Raw genomic sequence first — 18519 nt, forward strand, 5'->3', positions numbered from 1 at the left:
GGCCTAACGGTAAATTTCGCGGCGATGACCGACCTCGATCACCAGGATGACGAGCCGGTTGTCCTGGATATCGCAGATAATGCGAAAGTCGCCGACGCGATAGCGCCAATATTGCCGGAGCTTGTCGCCCTGAAGGGCCGCGCCCAGCTGGCGCGGGTCGTCGAGTGCAGCAAGCCTCACGTCAAGAAACGCGCGGATACGGTCCCGGTCTTGTTTGCTGAATTTTTTGAGGCTCTTCTGCGTGGCGCGCAGATATTCAATCGTCCATGCCACGCCAGAACTCCTCAGCACTGACGATTTCCTCTTCACCGCGTTCGATACGCTCCATCGCCGCATCCGCTGCAGCGATGTCTTGAAGGTCTTCGAGATGCTGTTCGATCACTTCGAGAACATAGGCATCCGTCGCCGCGCCGACCTTGGCGGCGTGCTCGGCGATCAGCCGATGAATTTCATCCGGCATTTCAATGGTGACGCGCTTGTTCATCGAACGATCCTCAATCGGCCAATATATAACAGTTCGCCATAGGCTTCGCCACCCTTCGCCCTTGCCGCTCCCCGCCCAATCCGCTAGGAAACCGCCACTGTCACACTGTGGAAATCCCCTGAAATGAACGACACCAAGAAGAAACCGCAAAAGCTCAAGGCCCGCCTGCCGCGCGGCTTCGTTGACCGCTCGGCTGCCGATATCCGCGCCGTCAACGAAATGACCGCGAAGATCCGCGAAGTCTATGAGCATTATGGTTTCGATCCTGTCGAAACGCCGCTGTTCGAATATACCGATGCGCTCGGCAAGTTCCTGCCGGATGCCGACCGTCCGAATGAAGGCGTTTTCTCGCTTCAGGACGACGACGAGCAGTGGATGAGCCTGCGCTACGACCTGACGGCACCACTCGCCCGCCATGTCGCCGAGAATTTCAACGATATCCAGCTGCCCTACCGGACCTATCGCGCCGGCTACGTCTTCCGCAACGAGAAGCCAGGCCCGGGCCGTTTCCGCCAGTTCATGCAGTTCGATGCCGATACGGTCGGCGCGCCGGGCGTCCAGGCCGATGCCGAAATGTGCATGATGATGGCCGATACGATGGAGGCGCTGGGCCTAAAGGGTCGGTACGTGATCCGCGTCAACAACCGCAAGGTTCTCGATGGCGTCATGGAGGCGATCGGCCTCGGCGGCGATGACAAGGCGGGTCAGCGGCTGAATGTTCTGCGCGCTATCGACAAGCTCGACAAGTTCGGACCTGAGGGCGTGAGGCTTCTGCTCGGGGCGGGGCGTAAGGATGAATCCGGTGACTTTACCAAGGGCGCTGGGCTGGATGATAGTCAGATCAATTCACTTGAGTTATTTTACCTTGGTTTTGCAGAGCCAACTCTCATTGCGCAAGCCGTTCACGACGCCGCTAGTTCCGATGACAAAGTTGACGTAAACGAAAATGAGGTATCAATTTTTTCATCGAGCCCATTGATCCTCGACAACTACGTTAGGCTTTATGGCGAAGACCACCCCGCTCACGAAGGCTTCAAAGAGCTAAAGCAGATCAGTGACTTGGTGCGAGCGGCTGGTTATGGCACCAGAAGAATTATTATAGATGTTTCCGTCGTCCGCGGCCTCGAATATTACACTGGCCCGGTCTACGAAGCCGAGCTACTCTTCGACGTGACCAACGAGAAGGGCGAAAAGGTCGTCTTCGGTTCTGTCGGCGGCGGCGGCCGTTATGATGGCCTCGTCTCGCGCTTCATGGGTCAGCCGGTTCCGGCAACCGGCTTCTCGATTGGCGTGTCGCGCCTGATGACGGCGTTGAAGAACCTCGGCAAGCTTGGCCAGAGCGAGGTCATCGAACCGGTTCTCGTCACCGTCATGGACGGCGATGTCGATGCCATGGGCCGCTACCAGCGGATTACCCAAGAGCTGCGCGCCGCCGGTATCCGCGCCGAGATGTATCAGGGCAACTGGAAGAAGTTCGGCAACCAGCTGAAATACGCCGATCGCCGCGGCTGCCCCGTCGCCATCATCCAGGGCGGCGACGAGCGCGCCACCGGCGTGGTGCAGATCAAGGATCTGATCGAGGGCAAGCGCCTGTCCGGCGAGATCGAGGACAATGCCAGCTGGCGCGAAGCGCGCGTGGCGCAGGAAACCGTGCCGGAAGCCGATCTCGTCGCCAAGGTGAAGGAAATCCTGGCGGCGCAGGCGGAAGATCGGAAGCGGGCGGGCTGAGATGGCGGCGACCCACCCCCCTCTGCCCTGCCGGGCATCTCCCCCACAAGGGGGGAGATCGGCTAGGCTCCCGTTCACTAGTCCCGATTTTTCATCTCCTTTGGCTAGGCGCATACGAGGGACGAGCGCACTCGCATCCTTCGATCTCCCCCCTTGTGGGGGAGATGCCCGGCAGGGCAGAGGGGGGTATCCCCCGGAGACTTCGACGCCATGCCCCTGACAAACCTCCCGGCCTTCTCAACCGATCTCCTCGCCGAGTTCGCCGCCCGCAAGACCGAACGGATCGATACGCCCGTCATCCAGCCGGCCGAACCCTTCCTCGATATCGCCGGCGAGGACCTCCGCCGCCGTATCTTCATGACGGAAAGCGAGACCGGCGCCAGCCTCTGCCTGCGCCCGGAATTCACCATTCCCGTCTGCCTCCGCCATATCGAGACGGCGACTGGCACGCCGAAGCGCTATTCCTATCTCGGTGAGGTCTTCCGTCAGCGGCGTGATGGCAGCAACGAGTTCTATCAGGCGGGGATCGAGGATCTCGGGGAGACCGATACGGCGAGTGCCGATGCGCGCGCCATCGGCGATGCCATCACCATCCTGCAGCGGCTGATCCCGGGAAAGACGGTCTCGACCGTTCTGGGCGACCAGGCCGTCTTCGAGGCGGTGGTTCAGGCGCTCGGCCTGCCGCTCGGCTGGCAGAAGCGGCTGATCCATGCTTTCGGCAACATGACGCAGATCGAGGCGTTGCTGGCCAGCCTCGTCAGCCCGCAATTCGTCACCGGCCTCGATGACGATATCGCCAGGCTCGTTGCAGCCGGCGACGACAAGGCGCTGATTGCCCATATCGATCAGACGATGGAAGCGACCGGCTATTCGACCAATGCCAGCCGCTCGCCTGCCGATATCGCCCGCCGCCTCAGGGAGAAGCTGGTGCTGTCGGAAACCCGGCTCGATGACGATGCCTTCCGGGTGCTAGAAGAATTCCTGTCGCTGAACGTGCCGCTGGCCGATGCCTCGTCGGCGCTTGCAGGCTTTGCCAATGCCGCTGGGCTGAACATCGGCACGGCGCTGTCGCATTTCGACAGCCGTCTGGCCGCGCTTTCGAATGCTGGCCTCGATCTCTCGTCGATGGATTACCGCGCCGCCTTCGGTCGCCCGCTGGATTATTACACCGGTCTCGTCTTCGAGGTGAGCGTTGAAGGCTCGTCGGCAGTGCTTGCCGGTGGCGGGCGCTTCGACAAGCTGCTGAACTTCCTCGGCGCCCGGGAGCGCATCCCCGCCGTTGGCTTCTCGCTCTGGCTCGATCGCATCGAAACGGAAAGGGCGGCGGCATGACCGTGACCATTGCACTGCCCTCCAAGGGCCGAATGAAGGACGATGCCTCGGCGATCTTCGAGCGCGCCGGCATGAAAATCACCGCCGTCGGCAACGACCGTTCCTATCGTGGCCGCGTCGAAGGCTGGGATGATGTCGAGGTCGCCTTCCTGTCGGCGTCTGAAATCTCCCGCGAGCTTGGCAACGGCTCGATCGATTTCGGCGTCACCGGAGAAGATCTGGTGCGCGAGGGTCTGGCCGAAACCGACAAGCGCGTCGAATTCTGCGCCCGGCTCGGCTTCGGTCATGCCGATGTGGTCGTGGCCGTCCCGGAGATCTGGCTTGATGTCGATACCATGGCCGATCTCGGCGATGTCGCGGCTGAGTTCCGCGCCCGCCATGGCCGCCGTCTGACGATCGCCACCAAGTACTGGCGGCTGACGCAGCAGTTCTTCTCCAGCCAGCACGGCATCCAGCTTTATCGCATCGTCGAGAGCCTGGGGGCGACCGAGGGCGCACCGGCCTCCGGTTCGGCGGATGTCATCGTCGATATCACCTCGACCGGCTCGACGCTCAGGGCAAACCACCTGCGCGTCCTCAATGACGGCGTCATCCTGCGCTCCGAGGCCTGCCTCGTTCGCGCCCGCAAGGAAAGCCATGCGGCCGAGCCGTCGGTGGCAAAGATCGTCGCGGCGGTACGCGGCGCACTCTGATTTCTTCCGGATTTCGGAAATGAAAAAACCCGCCGTCTCGCGACGGCGGGTTTCTTTATGCTTGGGAGGCCGATTTCGCTTAGGCAGCGACCGGATATGCGCCGCGGCGTGCATCGATCGAGTAAGCGCCAGCGCCGACGGTGGCGAGCAGGATGTAGGCGCCGGCCAGCGTGAAGTTCTTCATGACCATGATCTGGTTCAGAGCGTTGATCCAGCCGTTTGCGCCAGCCGGGAAATCAGGAACGTTGACGGCAGGCAGGTGGAAGACGACGGCCGTGAAGATACAAAAGGCAGCCAGCAGCCAGCCGACGATGCGAACCTGGAAGCCGACGAGAACGGCAAGGCCGGTCACGAGCTCGAAGAGGCCTGCGAGATAGGTGAGGGCGGTGGAGGCGGGAAGGCCAGCGCCTGCGATCATGCCGGCGGTACCAGCCGGGTCGGTGAGCTTGCCGAAGCCGGCAAGGATGAACATGAAGGACAGAAGAATGCGGGCGACGAGAACGATGATGTTGGTCGTATTCGACATGGAAGTAATCTCCGTTTGAATGACTGTGAGATCGGCTGATCTCGTTGACCTACTTGTCGCGCATTTTGTCGCAGCTGGAAAGATAAACGAAAGGGGACGGTTCGTTCAGTATTTTGAAACGATGATCCGTCTCCCGCCGCTTGTCTTGGCGCCGCCTGCCTGTCTATGGTCAGGGTCCAAACCCCATGGAGATTTCAATGGCAGACCTTTCAAGTTTCCCGATCACCAAGCGCTGGCCAGCAAAAAATCCTGATGTCATCCAGCTTTATTCGCTGCAGACGCCGAACGGCGTGAAGATTTCGGTGGCGCTGGAAGAGCTCGGCTTGCCCTACGAGCCGCATTACGTCGGCTTCGCCAACAACGATCAGAAGTCGCCGGAATTCGTGTCCCTCAATCCGAACGGCCGTATCCCCGCGATCATCGATCCGAACGGTCCTGACGGGAAGCCGATCGGTATCTTCGAATCCGGCGCCATCCTGCTTTATCTCGCCGAGAAGACCGGCAAGCTGATCCCCGCCGATGCGGCTGGCCGCTACGAGACCATTCAGTGGGTGTTCTTCCAGATGTCGGGCCTTGGCCCGATGCTTGGCCAGTTCGGCCATTTCTACAAGTTTGCCGCCGATAAGGTCGCCAACAATTCCTATCCGATGGAGCGCTATCGCGACGAGGCCAAGCGCCTGCTGGGCATCCTGGAAGGCCGTTTGCAAGGCCGCCAGTGGATCATGGGCGATGAATACACGATCGCCGATATCACGACGTTCCCATGGATCCGTGGCGCCGATCTGTTCTATGGCGGTGGCGAGGTTCTGGAATATGAGAAGTTCCCGGCCGTTCGGGCTTGGCTGGAGCGCTGCATTGCCCGCCCGGCCAGCGCCAAGGGGCTCAACGTTCCGGTGAAACCGGAGTAGTAGCGCAAACAAAAAGGCCGGTCGCGAGACCGGCCTTTTTCATAGGGCTTTGCCGCTTTACTGGCGGCTGGCGGCCTGACTGGTGTTTTCAAGCTTGAAGCGCGGGAAGATGAAGACGCCGACCATGCTGCCGGCGTATTTCTCCTCAAGTCCGGCGGACTCGCCCATGCAGAACAGCGGCTGGCGGAAGCCGTTCGGCATGACGATGGTCGTCGAGAAACAGAAGGACGAGGAGAGCGTTGCTGCTTGTTCGAACAGCGCCAGGATATGGGCACGGTCCTTGACGTCATAACAGCGCATAAGGCTCAGCAGCCCGCATTCCTGGCCGGCCAGACCGTGAAGCATCGAGCTCCATTCGCCGAGCCGGATGATGCCGCTCGAAAAGTCACCGTTCCAGGCCTCGGAGACGGAAAACTGCGCCAGCATTTCCTGATTGTGATGGGTCAGATCAAAGGAGCCAGGCGTGAGCGGGGCGGCAACATTGGCTTTGGCGATCTTGAACAAATGGGGTTCCCCGTGTCGGGCGCAGTTCAATGCAGCGCACTCGTGCGGTGTGACGAAAACATCTTCATGCGCACCGGTCATCATGTCCGGCCGTGAGCAGAATTGCGGCGCCGCCGGTGCGGAACCCTTTCATGCTCTTCTCAAAAATTCTGGCGCGGAATGCTCTGCAGCCGGTGTCATTTGCAAAATACGGTCTTCCGCTGGCGGGCGGAAAAATATCGTCATGCACTGCAATTCGCAGCGCGGATTTATAGGCAGTTTTTGAGAGGCGGCAAATGCTTTTTCGGGGGTAATCCGCAACGCGAAGGATGCGATATATTGCATGCTTCTATAAAAGGTAGCAGAAATCAAAGTAAAAAGTTGCCCGTTTCGCGAGATGTAAACGGTTACGCTTTGCAAAATTTTCACATTATCGCAGTGAAACCAATTTCATTAAGAAATATCAGCTGCTGATAAAAAACACAGCTTGGTAAGGCTCGCGAAAGCTTCAGAGTCTGATTTTGGTGCGGAATAGACGCTTAAACGTTTTATCAGTTCCGTCGTTGAGACTCTAAAAATTGGTAAGGCCGAATCGCTATCCGCCAAATGAAAAGGGCGGCCCGAAGACCGCCCTTCCGTAACTGAACCGGTTGGCTCAGATGTCAGACCCGAAGGTCTTACATCATGTCCATACCGCCCATGCCGCCCATGCCGCCAGGCATGCCACCAGGAGCGTCCTTCTTCGGCAGCTCGGCAATCATGGCTTCCGTGGTGATCAGCAGCGAAGCAACCGAAGCTGCGTTCTGCAGAGCCGTACGGACAACCTTGACCGGGTCGACGATGCCCATGGCGATCATGTCGCCATATTCAGACGTCTGGGCGTTGTAGCCGTAGTTGTCTTCGTTCTTGTCGAGGACCTTGCCGACAACGATCGAAGCTTCATCACCAGCGTTCTCAGCGATCTGGCGAACCAGCGACTGAAGAGCCTTGCGGACGATGTTGACGCCAGCTTCCTGGTCGTCGTTCACGCCCTTGGCAGTGATCTTCGTCGAGGAACGGAGCAGAGCGATACCGCCGCCGGGGACGATACCTTCCTGAACAGCAGCGCGCGTCGCGTTCAGAGCGTCGTCGATGCGGTCCTTCTTTTCCTTGACTTCGATTTCCGTGGAGCCACCAACGCGGATGACGGCAACGCCGCCAGCGAGCTTGGCAAGGCGTTCCTGCAGCTTTTCGCGGTCATAATCGGAAGAGGTTTCTTCGATCTGAGCCTTGATCTGTGCAACGCGGCCTTCGATGTCGGATTTGGCGCCTGCGCCGTCGACGATCGTGGTGTTTTCCTTGGAGATCGAAACCTTCTTCGAACGGCCGAGCATGTCGAGCGTTACGGATTCGAGCTTGATGCCGAGATCTTCGGAGATGACAGTGCCGCCCGTGAGGATGGCGATGTCTTCCAGCATGGCCTTGCGGCGGTCGCCGAAGCCAGGAGCCTTGACGGCAGCGATCTTCAGGCCGCCACGCAGCTTGTTGACGACGAGCGTAGCAAGAGCTTCGCCTTCGACGTCTTCAGCGATGATGAGGAGCGGCTTGCCGGTCTGAACAACGGCTTCGAGAACCGGGAGCATCGCCTGCAGGTTCGAGAGCTTCTTCTCGTGGAGGAGAATGTAAGCGTCGTCGAGGTCGGCGATCATCTTTTCCGGGTTGGTCACGAAGTACGGGCTGAGGTAGCCGCGGTCGAACTGCATGCCTTCGACGACTTCGAGTTCGGTTTCAGCGGTCTTGGCTTCTTCGACGGTGATAACACCTTCGTTGCCGACCTTCTGCATGGCTTCAGCGATGTCTTCGCCAACCTGCTTGTCGCCGTTTGCGGAGATCGTGCCGACCTGGGCAACTTCAGCCGAGGTGGAGATCTTCTTGGCCTTCGCCTGCAGGTCCTTGACGACTTCTGCAACAGCGAGGTCGATACCGCGCTTCAGGTCCATCGGGTTCATGCCGGCTGCAACAGCCTTTGCGCCTTCGCGAACGATGGCACGGGCCAGAACGGTTGCCGTCGTGGTGCCGTCGCCGGCGATGTCGTTGGTCTTCGAAGCAACTTCGCGGACCATCTGGGCGCCCATGTTCTCGAACTTGTCTTCGAGTTCGATTTCCTTGGCGACCGAAACACCGTCCTTGGTGATGCGCGGAGCGCCGAAGGACTTGTCGATAACGACGTTACGGCCCTTCGGACCGAGGGTGACCTGCACTGCGTCAGCGAGGATATCGACGCCGCGCAGCATCTTTTCGCGCGCAGAGCGGCCGAACTTTACTTCTTTAGCTGCCATTTTGAGAACTCCTGAAAAGGGGTGTCAGCGATAATCTGAACGGGATAACCGGCTGATTAGCCGATGATGCCCATGATGTCGGCTTCCTTCATGATCAGAAGGTCTTCGCCGTTGATCTTGACTTCGGTGCCCGACCACTTGCCGAACAGAACGCGGTCGCCAGCCTTGACGTCGAGAGCGACGACCTTGCCGGACTCGTCACGAGCGCCCGAACCGACGGCGACGATTTCGCCTTCCTGCGGCTTTTCCTTAGCGGTGTCCGGGATGATGATGCCACCCTTGGTCTTTTCTTCGGACTCAACGCGGCGAACAACGACGCGATCGTGAAGGGGGCGGAAGTTGGTGCTTGCCATTGTCTAATCCCTCGATCAAATGACATTCGCGGACCGGGGTCCACATGGATGAGTGTTAGCACTCTCCATTGAGGAGTGCTAGCGACGTGCATTTAGGGATGGCTCCAGAAAGAGTCAAGGAAACCATTCACGGATTTTTGCGCCGGAATTGTGGAGAGGTGAGGGGATTTGTCTGACGTGGTTGCCGAGCCCCTGCCACGGCCCGCTTTTTCCGAGGCATTTGCCGTCTGGGCGCGTATCGGCTGTCTGAGCTTCGGCGGTCCTGCCGGGCAGATCGCCCTGATGCACAAGACCGTGGTCGAGGAAAAGCGCTGGATCTCCGAAGACCGTTTTCTGCATGCCTTGAACTATTGCATGCTGTTGCCAGGCCCCGAGGCCCAGCAGCTTGCCACCTATATCGGCTGGCTGATGCATGGTGTGCGCGGCGGCATCGTCGCCGGCCTTCTCTTCATCTTGCCGGGCTTTCTGGTCATCCTGGTCCTCTCCGGTCTCTATGCCTATTTCCAGAACGCCGAGTGGCTGCTCGCTCTATTCTTCGGCCTCAAGGCGGCCGTGCTCGCCGTCGTCATCGAGGCGCTGATGCGGGTCGCCGGCCGGGCGCTGAAATCGCGCTTTCACTATTATGTGGCTGCCGCCTCTTTCGTGGCGCTCTTCCTGCTCAATCTGCCATTCCCGCTCGTGGTCCTTGCCGCAGGCATTGCCGGCTTCCTCGTCGAGCGCCGCAGGAGAAAGGTGGAGGGCGTGGCGCCAGCCGAGGCCCTGAAGCCCGCTAATGGAATGCTGTCAGGGCTCACCAGCCTCCATATCGCCAGGCCGTTCCTGATCCTGGCTTTCTGGGTGATCGTCTGGCAGTTTCCGCTGCTGATCGTCCGCGAGATTCATGGTCCGCAGGATCTGATTGCCGAGGCGCTGAGCGGCGAGACCAATGTCTTTGCCGCCGTCTTCGTCTTCTTCTCCAAGATGGCCGTCGTCACCTTTGGCGGCGCCTATGCCGTCCTCTCCTATGTCGCGCAGATCGCCGTGGAGCACTATGCCTGGCTGCGCCCCGGCGAAATGCTGGATGGCCTGGCACTTGCGGAGACGACGCCAGGCCCACTGGTGCTTGTCCTCTGTTTCGTCGGTTTCATGGCCGGTTTCCGCAACGCGCTCGGCATCGATCCGCTGTTCGGCGGCGTGATCGGCGCCAGCCTCGCCGCCTGGGCAACCTTCGTGCCGAGCTTCATCTGGATCTTCGCCGGTGCGCCCTATGTGGAGAAGCTCCGCCAGAACAAGATATTGTCGGCGGCCCTGTCGGCGATCACTGCTGCCGTCGTCGGCGTCATCCTCAATCTGGCCCTCTGGTTTGGCCTGCATGTTCTCTTTGCCGATGTCGGCAATATCGCGCTTCTCTCCCGCGCCACCGGCCTGCCGCTCGTCAGCCTCGCCTGGCCGGTCTGGAGCAGTTTGAATATTGCCGCGGCGCTGATCTTCGTGGCTGCCTGCATCATGCTTTTCCGCTTCAAGCTCGGCATCGTCAGCATTCTCGGCTTCGCGGCAACAGCCGGGCTGGCCGTGCGCGGCGTCGAGTTGCTTCTCTAGCGCGCCCGGCTGTTTTTGCGCTGCCGGGGCGAAAAAACCTTGCCATCCCGCCGGGCCTTTGCGATGTCACCCCTGACTGAACGCAAACGGGATATCGGAATGGCCAAGCGCATCGGAAGTTTTGCAGAAATCACCAGCCAGTATGACGCGGTGTTCTGCGATGTCTGGGGCGTCCTGCACAATGGCGTCGATCCCTTCCCGAAGGCTGCGGCCGCACTCGAAGCCGCCCGCGGCGAAGGCCTGACCGTCGTCCTCATCACCAATTCGCCCCGCATCGCGCCTCTGGTCGTCGATCAGCTCCGCCATATCGGCATCCAAGACAGCGCCTATGACCGGATCATCACCTCCGGCGATGTCACCCGCGGCCTGATCGCCGAGGGCCCCAAGAAGGTCTTCCTGCTCGGGCCTGAGCGCGACATCGCCATCATCGAAGGCCTCGGCGTTGAGCGCGTCGATGCAGCCGAAGCGGAATCCGTCGTCTGCACCGGCTTCTTCGATGACGAGAAGGACGTGCCGGAAGACTATACGGCGATGCTGAAAGAGTTTCAGTCGCGAAACGTGCCGATGATCTGCGCCAATCCGGATCTCGTCGTCGAGCGCGGTCACAAGATGATCCCCTGCGCCGGCGCCATGGCCGCCTATTACAACCAGCTCGGCGGCGCCACCCGCATTGCCGGCAAGCCGCATACGCCGATCTATGAGGCCGTACTGGAAACGGCGAAGGAACTGCGCGGCGACTTCCCGAAAAGCCGCATCCTCGCCATCGGCGATGGCATGCCGACCGATGTGCGCGGCGCTCTCGATTACGGCCTCGACCTTCTCTATATCAGCGGCGGCATCCACGCCAAGGAATACACGCTGAACGGCGAGACGGACGAGGCAATCCTGCACGCCTATCTCGAGCGTGAAAAGGCAACGCCCAAGTGGTGGATGCCGCGCCTCGCATAAGAAGAAACCCGCCGATGACCGTCTTTCACCGCAATGAAACCCGTGAACCGCTGCCAGCCCACCTGAAGGGCGGGGTGATCGCCATCGGCAATTTCGATGGCCTGCATCGCGGCCATCAGTCGGTGCTGACGCGGGCATTGGAGATTGCCCGGGCGCGCGGCGTTCCGGCCCTGGTGCTGACCTTCGAGCCGCATCCACGCACCGTCTTCCGGCCGGAGAGCCCGGTCTTCCGCATTACGCCGGCGCCATTGAAAGCCCGCATCCTCGAAGCTCTCGGCTTCAACGCCGTCATCGAATACCCCTTCGACCGTGAATTTTCGCAGCGCTCGCCGGATGATTTCATCCACGGCATCCTCAAGGACTGGCTCGGCGCCTCGGAAGTCGTCACCGGCGTCGATTTCCATTTCGGCAAGGGCCGCGAGGGCGGTCCGGCCTTCCTCATGGATGCCGGCCAGAAATACGGCTTCGGTGTCACGCTGATAGACGCCTACCGCGATGAGAATGCCGATGTGGTCTCCTCGAGCCGTATCCGGGCGCAGCTGAAGAATGGCGAAGTCAGCGAGGCCGCTGCCCAGCTAGGCTATCACTACACGGTCGAGGCCGAGATCATCGGTGGTGAAAAGCTTGGACGCCAGCTGGGCTTTCCGACGGCCAACATGCAGCTGCTGCCCGAAGTCGAACTCGCTTCCGGCATCTACGCCGTCCGCTTCCGCCTGCAGAACGGCACGCTCCACGACGCCGTCGCCAGCTACGGCCGCCGCCCGACGGTAACGGACAATGGTGCGCCGCTGCTCGAAACCTATGTCTTCGATTTCAGCGGCGACCTCTACGGCCAGGTCTGTTCCGTCTCCTTCTTCGGCTATCTCCGGCCGGAACTGAAATTCGACGGGCTCGATCCGCTTGTCGCGCAGATCAAGCGCGACGAGGAAGAGGCAAGGGCGCTGCTTTCGGGCGTGCAGCCGCTCGGCGAACTCGACCGGCTGCTCTGCTTCAGCTGACCTAATTGCCCGTAGCCCCCTCATCCGCCCTTCGGGCACCTTCTCCCCGAGGGGAGAAGGGAAGAGGGGCATTGCGGCGCGCTCTCTTCTCCCCAGCGGGGAGAAGATGCCGGCAGGCAGATGAGGGGGCCAAGTCCTCGACGCCAGCTAGGCAGCGCCCAATGCAGGCGCCTGCTTCCCCCGCGGCAGCGGCGGAAAGGCAAGCGCGATCGCTGCCGCACCGAGCCCCACCAGCGCCGAGCCGATGAACAGCCACGAATAATTCTGGTAGGTATCGAAGATCCAGCCGCCGATCAGAGGGCCAAAGGCCATGCCGATGCTCGACAGCATCGTCGCCGCGCCAAAGACGGTGCCAATGACTTTAGGCCCAAAATATTCGCGCGCCAGCACCGCATAGAGCGGCATGACCCCGCCATAAGCGCTGCCGAAGATCACCGCGAGCGCATAGAACTGCCCGAGCTCGCTGACGGCAAGATAGGTGGCCAGCGCTGCCGCCTGCACCAAGAGCCCGGCGACCAGAACCGGCTTGACGCCGAACCTGTCCGCAAGGCTGCCATAGAGCAGCCGCCCGCCGAGACCGGCCAGTCCCTCGACGCTGTAGATGCTGACCGCGGCCATCGGCGCCACGCCGCAGATCGTCGCGTAGCTCACCATATGGAAGATCGGCCCGGAATGGGCCGCACAGCAGGCAAAGAAGGTTCCGCCGAGGACGAGGAACTGCGGCGACCGGAAGATCTTGCCGAGCGAGGGCCGCTCGCCACTTGTGGTTTCGACGGTGCCCGGATCGCTTGCCGGAGATGGCGCGCGGCGGATGAGGAGGGCTGCCGGGATCAGAAGGATCCAGGCGCCGATGCCGATCATCAGCATCGCGGTGCGCCAGTCGTAGGCGGAGATCAGCGCTCGGGCGAGCGGCGAAATCGTCATCGGCGCGACGCCCATCCCGGCTGAAACCAGCGACACCGCCAGTCCGCGGTTCTCGTCGAACCATTCTGTGGTCGCCGCAATCATCGGCGCGAAGAAGGCGCTGGCCGAAATGCCGACGATGACGCCATAGGTGAGCTGGAACTGTATCAGCGATCCGGCGCGGCTCGCCAGAACCAGCGCCAGTCCCAGAAGCACGGCACCGATCATTACCACCGGCCGGGGTCCGAAACGGTCGCTCAACGCACCCCACATGAACCCACCGATCCCCATGACGATAAAGTTCAGCGTCATGGCGCTGGCAATGCCCGTATGCGACCAGCCGGTCTCGGTGGCGATCGGCGTCTGGAAGATGGCGAGAGAGAACATCGCGCCGAGCGCAACGCATGTCATCAGGGCGCCGGCGGCGACGATGACCCAACGATAGGAACTGCTCATATCCACTTCACTCCCTGTGGACCCGAGAAACGCGGGCGCCCGAGCGGCGGCTCGCACTCCAAGGACGGCCGAGACGCCGCCATTTCGACATTGCCACGAGATTTTTTCTTTGTCTGCAGGATCAGGCTGTTACGCAGGGGCGCGCGACGCATGCCCGGCCGCCATGCCGTCAGCCCAAATCCCTCTTCCTTTTCCCGCCAAAAGCGCCTATGAACCGGCCCGATGACAAAATTCCGGCTGGCGATTGCGATACGAATTATCGGCCCGGCCTTCCGCGCGCGCTGAGCGGCCGGAAGGTCCGGGTTTTCAGCGCTTGCCGAGCAAGCGCTTCCGTCACCAACAATTCCACATCCGTTGCGCCTTCTGAGGCCGCCAGAAACGATTGCCAGACATGACCGACACAGCCGAAAAGATCGACTATTCGAAGACCCTCAATCTGCCCGAAACCGAATTCCCGATGCGCGCCGGCCTGCCGCAGAAGGAGCCGGAGATCGTTGCCCGCTGGCAGCAGATGGGTCTGTACAAGAAGCTGCGCGCCTCGGCCGCCGGGCGCGAAAAGTTCGTACTGCATGACGGCCCGCCCTATGCCAATGGCAACATCCATATCGGTCACGCGCTGAACAAGATTCTCAAGGACGTCATCAACCGCTCGTTCCAGATGCGCGGCTTCGACGCCAACTACGTTCCCGGCTGGGACTGCCACGGCCTTCCGATCGAATGGAAGATCGAGGAAAAGTACCGCGAGAAGGGCAAGAACAAGGACGAGGTCCCGGTCAACGAATTCCGCAAGGAATGCCGCGAATTCGCTTCCGGCTGGATCAAGACCCAGGCCGACGAGTTCAAGCGCCTCGGCATCGAGGGTGACTTCGACAATCCCTACACGACGATGGCCTTTCACGCGGAAAGCCGTATCGCCGGCGAACTGCTGAAGATCGCCAAGTCGGGTCAGCTCTACCGCGGCTCCAAGCCGATCATGTGGTCGGTCGTCGAACGCACGGCGCTTGCCGAAGCCGAAGTCGAATACCATGACATCGAAAGCGACATGATCTGGGTGAAGTTCCCGGTCCGCATGGTGTTTCGCCAAGACGAGCATGCAAATGCCGATTTGCTGTCTGCCTTCGTAGTTATCTGGACGACAACCCCTTGGACGATCCCCGGCAACCGGGCGATCGCCTATTCGTCGCGCGTTTCCTACGGTCTCTATGAAATCACTGAAGCCGCCAATGATTTTGGTCCGCGTCCAGGTGAGAAGCTGATCTTGGCAGACAAGCTTGCTGAGGAATCTTTCGGCAAGGCAAAACTTCAATATCGCCGCCTGCGCGATGTCAGCGCTGAGCAACTTGCCGGGATCTCTTGCGACCACCCCCTTAACGGCCTCGGTAACGGCTACGAATTCATCGTCCCGCTGCTCGATGGCGACCATGTCACCGACGATGCCGGTACCGGTTTCGTGCACACGGCACCCAGCCACGGCCGCGAAGACTTTGACGCCTGGATGTCCGCCGCCCGCCAGCTGGAAGCCCGTGGCATCTCGACCAAGATCCCGTTCACCGTCGATGACGGCGGCTTCTACACATCGGATGCCCCCGGCTTCGAAGGCGCACGCGTCATCGACGACAACGGCAAAAAGGGTGATGCCAACGATCGCGTCATCAAGGAGCTGATCGCCCGCAACGCGCTCTTCGCCCGCGGCCGCCTGAAGCATTCCTATCCGCATTCCTGGCGCTCCAAGAAGCCTGTCATCTTCCGCAACACGCCGCAGTGGTTCGTCTATATGGACAAGGAACTGGCCGACGGCACGACGCTGCGTTCGCGCGCGCTGGGCGCGATCGACGACACGCGCTTCGTCCCCGCCGCTGGTCAGAACCGCCTGCGCGCCATGATCGAGGGACGCCCGGACTGGGTGCTTTCGCGTCAGCGCGCCTGGGGCGTCCCGATCGCCGTCTTCGCCGACGAGCAGGGCGAAGTCCTGGTCGATGAAGCCGTCAACCAGCGGATCCTCGACGCCTTCGAACGCGAAGGCGCCGACGCCTGGTTCGCCGAGGGTGCAAAGGAGCGCTTCCTCGGCAATGACCACGACCACGCCAAGTGGAAGCAGGTCATGGATATCCTCGACGTCTGGTTCGACTCGGGCTCGACCCACACCTTCACACTGGAAGACCGCCCGGACCTGAAATGGCCGGCCGATCTCTATCTCGAAGGTTCCGACCAGCATCGCGGCTGGTTCCACTCGTCGCTCTTGGAATCGGCTGCCACCCGTGGCCGCGCGCCTTACAATGCCGTCCTCACCCATGGTTTTACCATGGACGAGAAGGGCGAGAAGATGTCGAAGTCCAAGGGCAACGTCACGTCTCCGCAGGAAATCATGAAGGATGCCGGCGCCGACATCCTGCGCCTCTGGGTCATGACCTCGGACTATGCTGATGACCTGCGTGTCGGCAAGACGATCATTCAGACCAATGTTGATGCCTACAGAAAGCTGCGCAACACCATCCGCTGGATGCTCGGTACGCTGGCGCATGACAAGGGCGAGGTCATCGCGCTTGCCGAACTGCCGGAACTGGAGCAGCTGATGCTGCACCGCCTGGCCGAGCTCAACGAGCTGGTGCGCGAAAATTACGATGCCTTCGACTTCAAGAAGATCGCCCGCGCGCTGATCGACTTCGCCAATGTCGAGCTATCGGCCTTCTATTTCGACATCCGCAAGGACGCGCTTTACTGCGACGCCCGGTCGAGCCTGCGCCGCCGTTCGGCACTCCATGTCATCCGCAATATCTTCGATTGCATGGTGACCTGGCTTGCGCCGATGCTGCCCTTCACCACCGAAGAGGCATGGCTGTCGCGCAATCCTGAAGCCGTTTCGGTTCACCTCGAACAGTTCCCGGCGATCCCGGCGGATTGGAAGAACGAGGCGCTGGCAGAGAAGTGGAAAAGCGTTCGCGCCATCCGCTCTGTCGTCACGGGCGCCCTCGAAGTCGAGCGCAAGGACAAGCGGATCGGTTCGTCGCTCGAAGCCGCCCCCACCGTGCACATCGCTGATGCGGCTCTGAAGGCAGCGCTCGATGGTCTCGACTTCTCCGAGATCTGCATTACCTCGGATATCGCAATCGACGCGGGCGAGGGCTCTGCTGAGGCGTTCCGTCTTCCCGAGGTTCCCGGTGTCTCCGTCGAGCCGACGCTTGCCGAAGGTACCAAGTGCGCCCGTTCCTGGCGGATCACCAAGGATGTCGGGTCCGACCCTGAATATCCCGATGTTTCGGCGCGCGATGCTGTCGCTTTGCGTGAGCTCGGACTGTAAATCCTCAAGAAAGTTACCGGGTGAATTGCTCTTTAGTGGTTCATCCGGTAAAAGCTGCCTGAAAATGGCCGGATTTTTACGTCAGGGGGACGGACGTCCGGTTGGGCGATAATTACACCGGCATGGCTGGAAGGGTTTTCATGTTAGCGACGCGTTGGTTCCGTGTAGGCGCTTGCCTGACGGTTGTTATGGCGGCAGGCTCGATGGCCACCAGCTGCACGAGCCCGACCTACGGTACCGGCACGAGCGCAATGGCCCAGCTTGGCGACGATATCGGCCAGTCCGTGTCGCTCGCGCCGCAGGAGCCCAAGAACAAGGGCGTCAGGTACCAGCCGCGTCCGACGCTTGTTCTCCCGGCTGACGCCTCCAAGGAAACGCTGGTCGAGCCGCAGCAGACGGTTGCCAGCAAGGACAATCCGGAATGGGTCGAGTCTCCCGAAGAGACCCGCGCCCGTCTCGTCCAGGAAGCTGACGACAACGAAGACAAGTCCCGGTATGTTTCGCCACTGGCCAAGAATGGCATCGAAGGCGGCCGCAAGACCGCAGCCGAACAGGCCCAGGCGTTCAGGGAAGCCCGCGCCGCGCAGAAGGGCGCCGGCGCCGTGACCGAGCGCCGCTCGATCTCCGATCCGCCGACGGAGTACCGCCAGGCAGACGACCCGTCCAAGCTTGATGATCTCGGCGAGCCGGAGCTCAAGAAGCAGAAGCAGCGTAAGAAAGATGCCGCGGTTGCCGGTACCGGCAAGCAGTGGTGGAACTTGCTGCAGTAAGCGCTTGCTTACATCTGCTGCGCCGCTGCCCAGCGGCGCACGAGCAGAATATGCATGATCTGGCAGATCAGAAGACCTGAGCCGGTGATCGCGAAAATCGCGGTCATCCCCCTGGCCGCGAAGATCGCGCCGATCGCGATCGCGAGACCCGGCAAGGCGCTGAAAGCAGCCGCCCGCGGCGCCGACCAGTTGATCTCTCCCCGCAAGGACCATTGCATCGGTATGCCGGAAACGCCGGGCGCGACGCGCAGATACGCGAATACGCCGATGGCGATCATCGCTGCAAGAATGGCGAGGCTCATGGCATCTCCCTCTTTCCTGCAAAGAACGTCCTGAGGATATCCGCGGCTTCCGTCTCGTTCAAACCGGAATAGACCTCAGGCGCATGGTGGCAGGTCGGCTGCGCATAGAAACGCACGCCGCTCTCGACCGCGCCGCCCTTCGGATCCTCGGCGCCGTAATAGAGCCGGCGGATGCGGGCAAACGAGATCGCCGCTGCGCACATCGTACAGGGCTCCAGCGAAACATAGAGATCGGCGCCCGTCAGCCGTTCCTGTCCCAGCGCTTCGCAGGCCATGCGGATGGCGGCGACTTCGGCATGGGCGGTCACGTCGTTGAGCTCGCGGGTACGGTTTCCGGAACGCCCAACCACCGTGCCGTCGAGCACCACGATTGCCCCGATCGGCACTTCGCCGCGTCCACCGGCCGCCCGCGCCTCTTCGAGCGCCATCTCCATAAACCGAT

The 18519-nt window shown here is 61.2% G+C and carries 19 protein-coding genes and 1 pseudogene; 9 read left to right on the forward strand and 11 right to left on the reverse strand.

The genetic code is table 11. The features are described 5' to 3' along the window. Nucleotides 1–3 precede the first annotated feature (3 nt). A complete protein-coding gene (locus tag AC1DV9_RS14915) occupies nucleotides 4–273 on the reverse strand; it encodes a type II toxin-antitoxin system RelE family toxin (protein ID WP_477948749.1) in 270 nt (89 codons plus the stop codon). Continuing rightward, complete coding sequence (relB, locus tag AC1DV9_RS14920) at nucleotides 257–484, reverse strand: type II toxin-antitoxin system RelB family antitoxin (protein ID WP_477948751.1); 228 nt, start codon at nucleotides 482–484, stop codon at nucleotides 257–259. The genes AC1DV9_RS14915 and relB overlap by 17 nt, the downstream gene beginning before the upstream one ends. A 123-nt stretch (nucleotides 485–607) precedes the next feature. On the opposite strand from relB, the gene hisS reads away from it, so the two are divergent. The 3 genes from hisS (at nucleotide 608) to hisG (ending at nucleotide 4236) form a co-directional block, all read left to right on the forward strand. Then, the gene (hisS, locus tag AC1DV9_RS14925; protein WP_477948753.1) at nucleotides 608–2212 is read left to right on the forward strand and encodes a histidine--tRNA ligase; all 1605 of its coding nucleotides are present in this window, start codon (nucleotides 608–610) and stop codon (nucleotides 2210–2212) included. A 210-nt stretch (nucleotides 2213–2422) separates the two neighbouring features. Then, entirely contained in the window at nucleotides 2423–3544 is a 1122-nt protein-coding gene (locus AC1DV9_RS14930) for an ATP phosphoribosyltransferase regulatory subunit (RefSeq protein ID WP_477948755.1), read from the forward strand. Beyond that, a complete protein-coding gene (gene hisG, locus AC1DV9_RS14935) occupies nucleotides 3541–4236 on the forward strand; it encodes an ATP phosphoribosyltransferase (RefSeq protein WP_112390587.1) in 696 nt (231 codons plus the stop codon). The genes AC1DV9_RS14930 and hisG overlap by 4 nt, the downstream gene beginning before the upstream one ends. A gap of 79 nt (nucleotides 4237–4315) precedes the next feature. On the opposite strand, the gene AC1DV9_RS14940 is transcribed toward hisG, so the two are convergent. Further along, the gene (locus AC1DV9_RS14940; RefSeq protein ID WP_112390586.1) at nucleotides 4316–4762 is read right to left on the reverse strand and encodes a DoxX family protein; all 447 of its coding nucleotides are present in this window, start codon (nucleotides 4760–4762) and stop codon (nucleotides 4316–4318) included. 197 nt (nucleotides 4763–4959) lie between these two features. On the opposite strand from AC1DV9_RS14940, the gene AC1DV9_RS14945 reads away from it, so the two are divergent. Continuing rightward, complete coding sequence (locus tag AC1DV9_RS14945) at nucleotides 4960–5670, forward strand: glutathione binding-like protein (protein WP_442207944.1); 711 nt, start codon at nucleotides 4960–4962, stop codon at nucleotides 5668–5670. 57 nt (nucleotides 5671–5727) lie between these two features. Here AC1DV9_RS14945 and AC1DV9_RS14950 read toward each other — a convergent pair whose 3' ends face one another. The 4 genes from AC1DV9_RS14950 to groES all read right to left on the reverse strand — a co-directional run bounded on the left by AC1DV9_RS14950 (nucleotide 5728) and on the right by groES (nucleotide 8824). Then, nucleotides 5728–6174 carry a hypothetical protein gene (locus tag AC1DV9_RS14950; RefSeq protein ID WP_112390584.1) on the reverse strand — a complete coding sequence of 149 codons (447 nt, stop codon included), beginning with the start codon at nucleotides 6172–6174 and terminating at the stop codon, nucleotides 5728–5730. Nucleotides 6175–6303: 129 nt separating this feature from the next. After that, nucleotides 6304–6582 carry a hypothetical protein gene (locus AC1DV9_RS14955; RefSeq protein WP_477939285.1) on the reverse strand — a complete coding sequence of 93 codons (279 nt, stop codon included), beginning with the start codon at nucleotides 6580–6582 and terminating at the stop codon, nucleotides 6304–6306. Nucleotides 6583–6830: 248 nt separating this feature from the next. Further along, complete coding sequence (gene groL / locus AC1DV9_RS14960; protein ID WP_112390583.1) at nucleotides 6831–8471, reverse strand: chaperonin GroEL; 1641 nt, start codon at nucleotides 8469–8471, stop codon at nucleotides 6831–6833. A gap of 56 nt (nucleotides 8472–8527) precedes the next feature. Continuing rightward, entirely contained in the window at nucleotides 8528–8824 is a 297-nt protein-coding gene (gene groES, locus AC1DV9_RS14965) for a co-chaperone GroES (RefSeq protein ID WP_004675403.1), read from the reverse strand. A 168-nt stretch (nucleotides 8825–8992) separates the two neighbouring features. Here groES and chrA point away from each other — a divergent pair, with 168 nt between their 5' ends. The 3 genes from chrA to AC1DV9_RS14980 all read left to right on the forward strand — a co-directional run bounded on the left by chrA (nucleotide 8993) and on the right by AC1DV9_RS14980 (nucleotide 12348). Then, nucleotides 8993–10402: a chromate efflux transporter gene (chrA, locus tag AC1DV9_RS14970; protein WP_477948758.1), complete on the forward strand. Its 1410-nt coding sequence runs from the start codon at nucleotides 8993–8995 to the stop codon at nucleotides 10400–10402. Between the two features lie 99 nt (nucleotides 10403–10501). Continuing rightward, on the forward strand, nucleotides 10502–11350 hold the full coding sequence (locus tag AC1DV9_RS14975) for a TIGR01459 family HAD-type hydrolase (protein ID WP_477948760.1): 849 nt from the start codon (nucleotides 10502–10504) through the stop codon (nucleotides 11348–11350). A gap of 14 nt (nucleotides 11351–11364) precedes the next feature. After that, on the forward strand, nucleotides 11365–12348 hold the full coding sequence (locus AC1DV9_RS14980; protein ID WP_477948762.1) for a bifunctional riboflavin kinase/FAD synthetase: 984 nt from the start codon (nucleotides 11365–11367) through the stop codon (nucleotides 12346–12348). Nucleotides 12349–12355: 7 nt separating this feature from the next. On the opposite strand, the pseudogene AC1DV9_RS14985 reads toward AC1DV9_RS14980, so the two are convergent. Next, nucleotides 12356–12511, reverse strand: a pseudogene (locus AC1DV9_RS14985) (endonuclease domain-containing protein); the annotation flags it as partial. Next, complete coding sequence (locus tag AC1DV9_RS14990) at nucleotides 12496–13707, reverse strand: MFS transporter (RefSeq protein ID WP_477948763.1); 1212 nt, start codon at nucleotides 13705–13707, stop codon at nucleotides 12496–12498. The pseudogene AC1DV9_RS14985 and the gene AC1DV9_RS14990, both read right to left, overlap by 16 nt. Before the next feature lie 391 nt (nucleotides 13708–14098). Here AC1DV9_RS14990 and ileS point away from each other — a divergent pair, with 391 nt between their 5' ends. Then, complete coding sequence (ileS, locus tag AC1DV9_RS14995; protein ID WP_477948765.1) at nucleotides 14099–17005, forward strand: isoleucine--tRNA ligase; 2907 nt, start codon at nucleotides 14099–14101, stop codon at nucleotides 17003–17005. 140 nt (nucleotides 17006–17145) lie between these two features. Next, nucleotides 17146–17775, forward strand: coding sequence for a hypothetical protein (locus AC1DV9_RS15000; protein WP_112390577.1), 630 nt, complete (start codon nucleotides 17146–17148; stop codon nucleotides 17773–17775). An 8-nt stretch (nucleotides 17776–17783) separates the two neighbouring features. Here AC1DV9_RS15000 and AC1DV9_RS15005 read toward each other — a convergent pair whose 3' ends face one another. Further along, nucleotides 17784–18077 carry a hypothetical protein gene (locus tag AC1DV9_RS15005; protein ID WP_477948766.1) on the reverse strand — a complete coding sequence of 98 codons (294 nt, stop codon included), beginning with the start codon at nucleotides 18075–18077 and terminating at the stop codon, nucleotides 17784–17786. Next, nucleotides 18074–18511: a nucleoside deaminase gene (locus AC1DV9_RS15010; protein ID WP_112518428.1), complete on the reverse strand. Its 438-nt coding sequence runs from the start codon at nucleotides 18509–18511 to the stop codon at nucleotides 18074–18076. Before AC1DV9_RS15010 ends, AC1DV9_RS15005 begins: the two co-directional genes overlap by 4 nt. Between the last annotated feature and the right edge of the window lie 8 nt (nucleotides 18512–18519).

The organism is Rhizobium sp. 01L410, assembly GCF_056400165.1.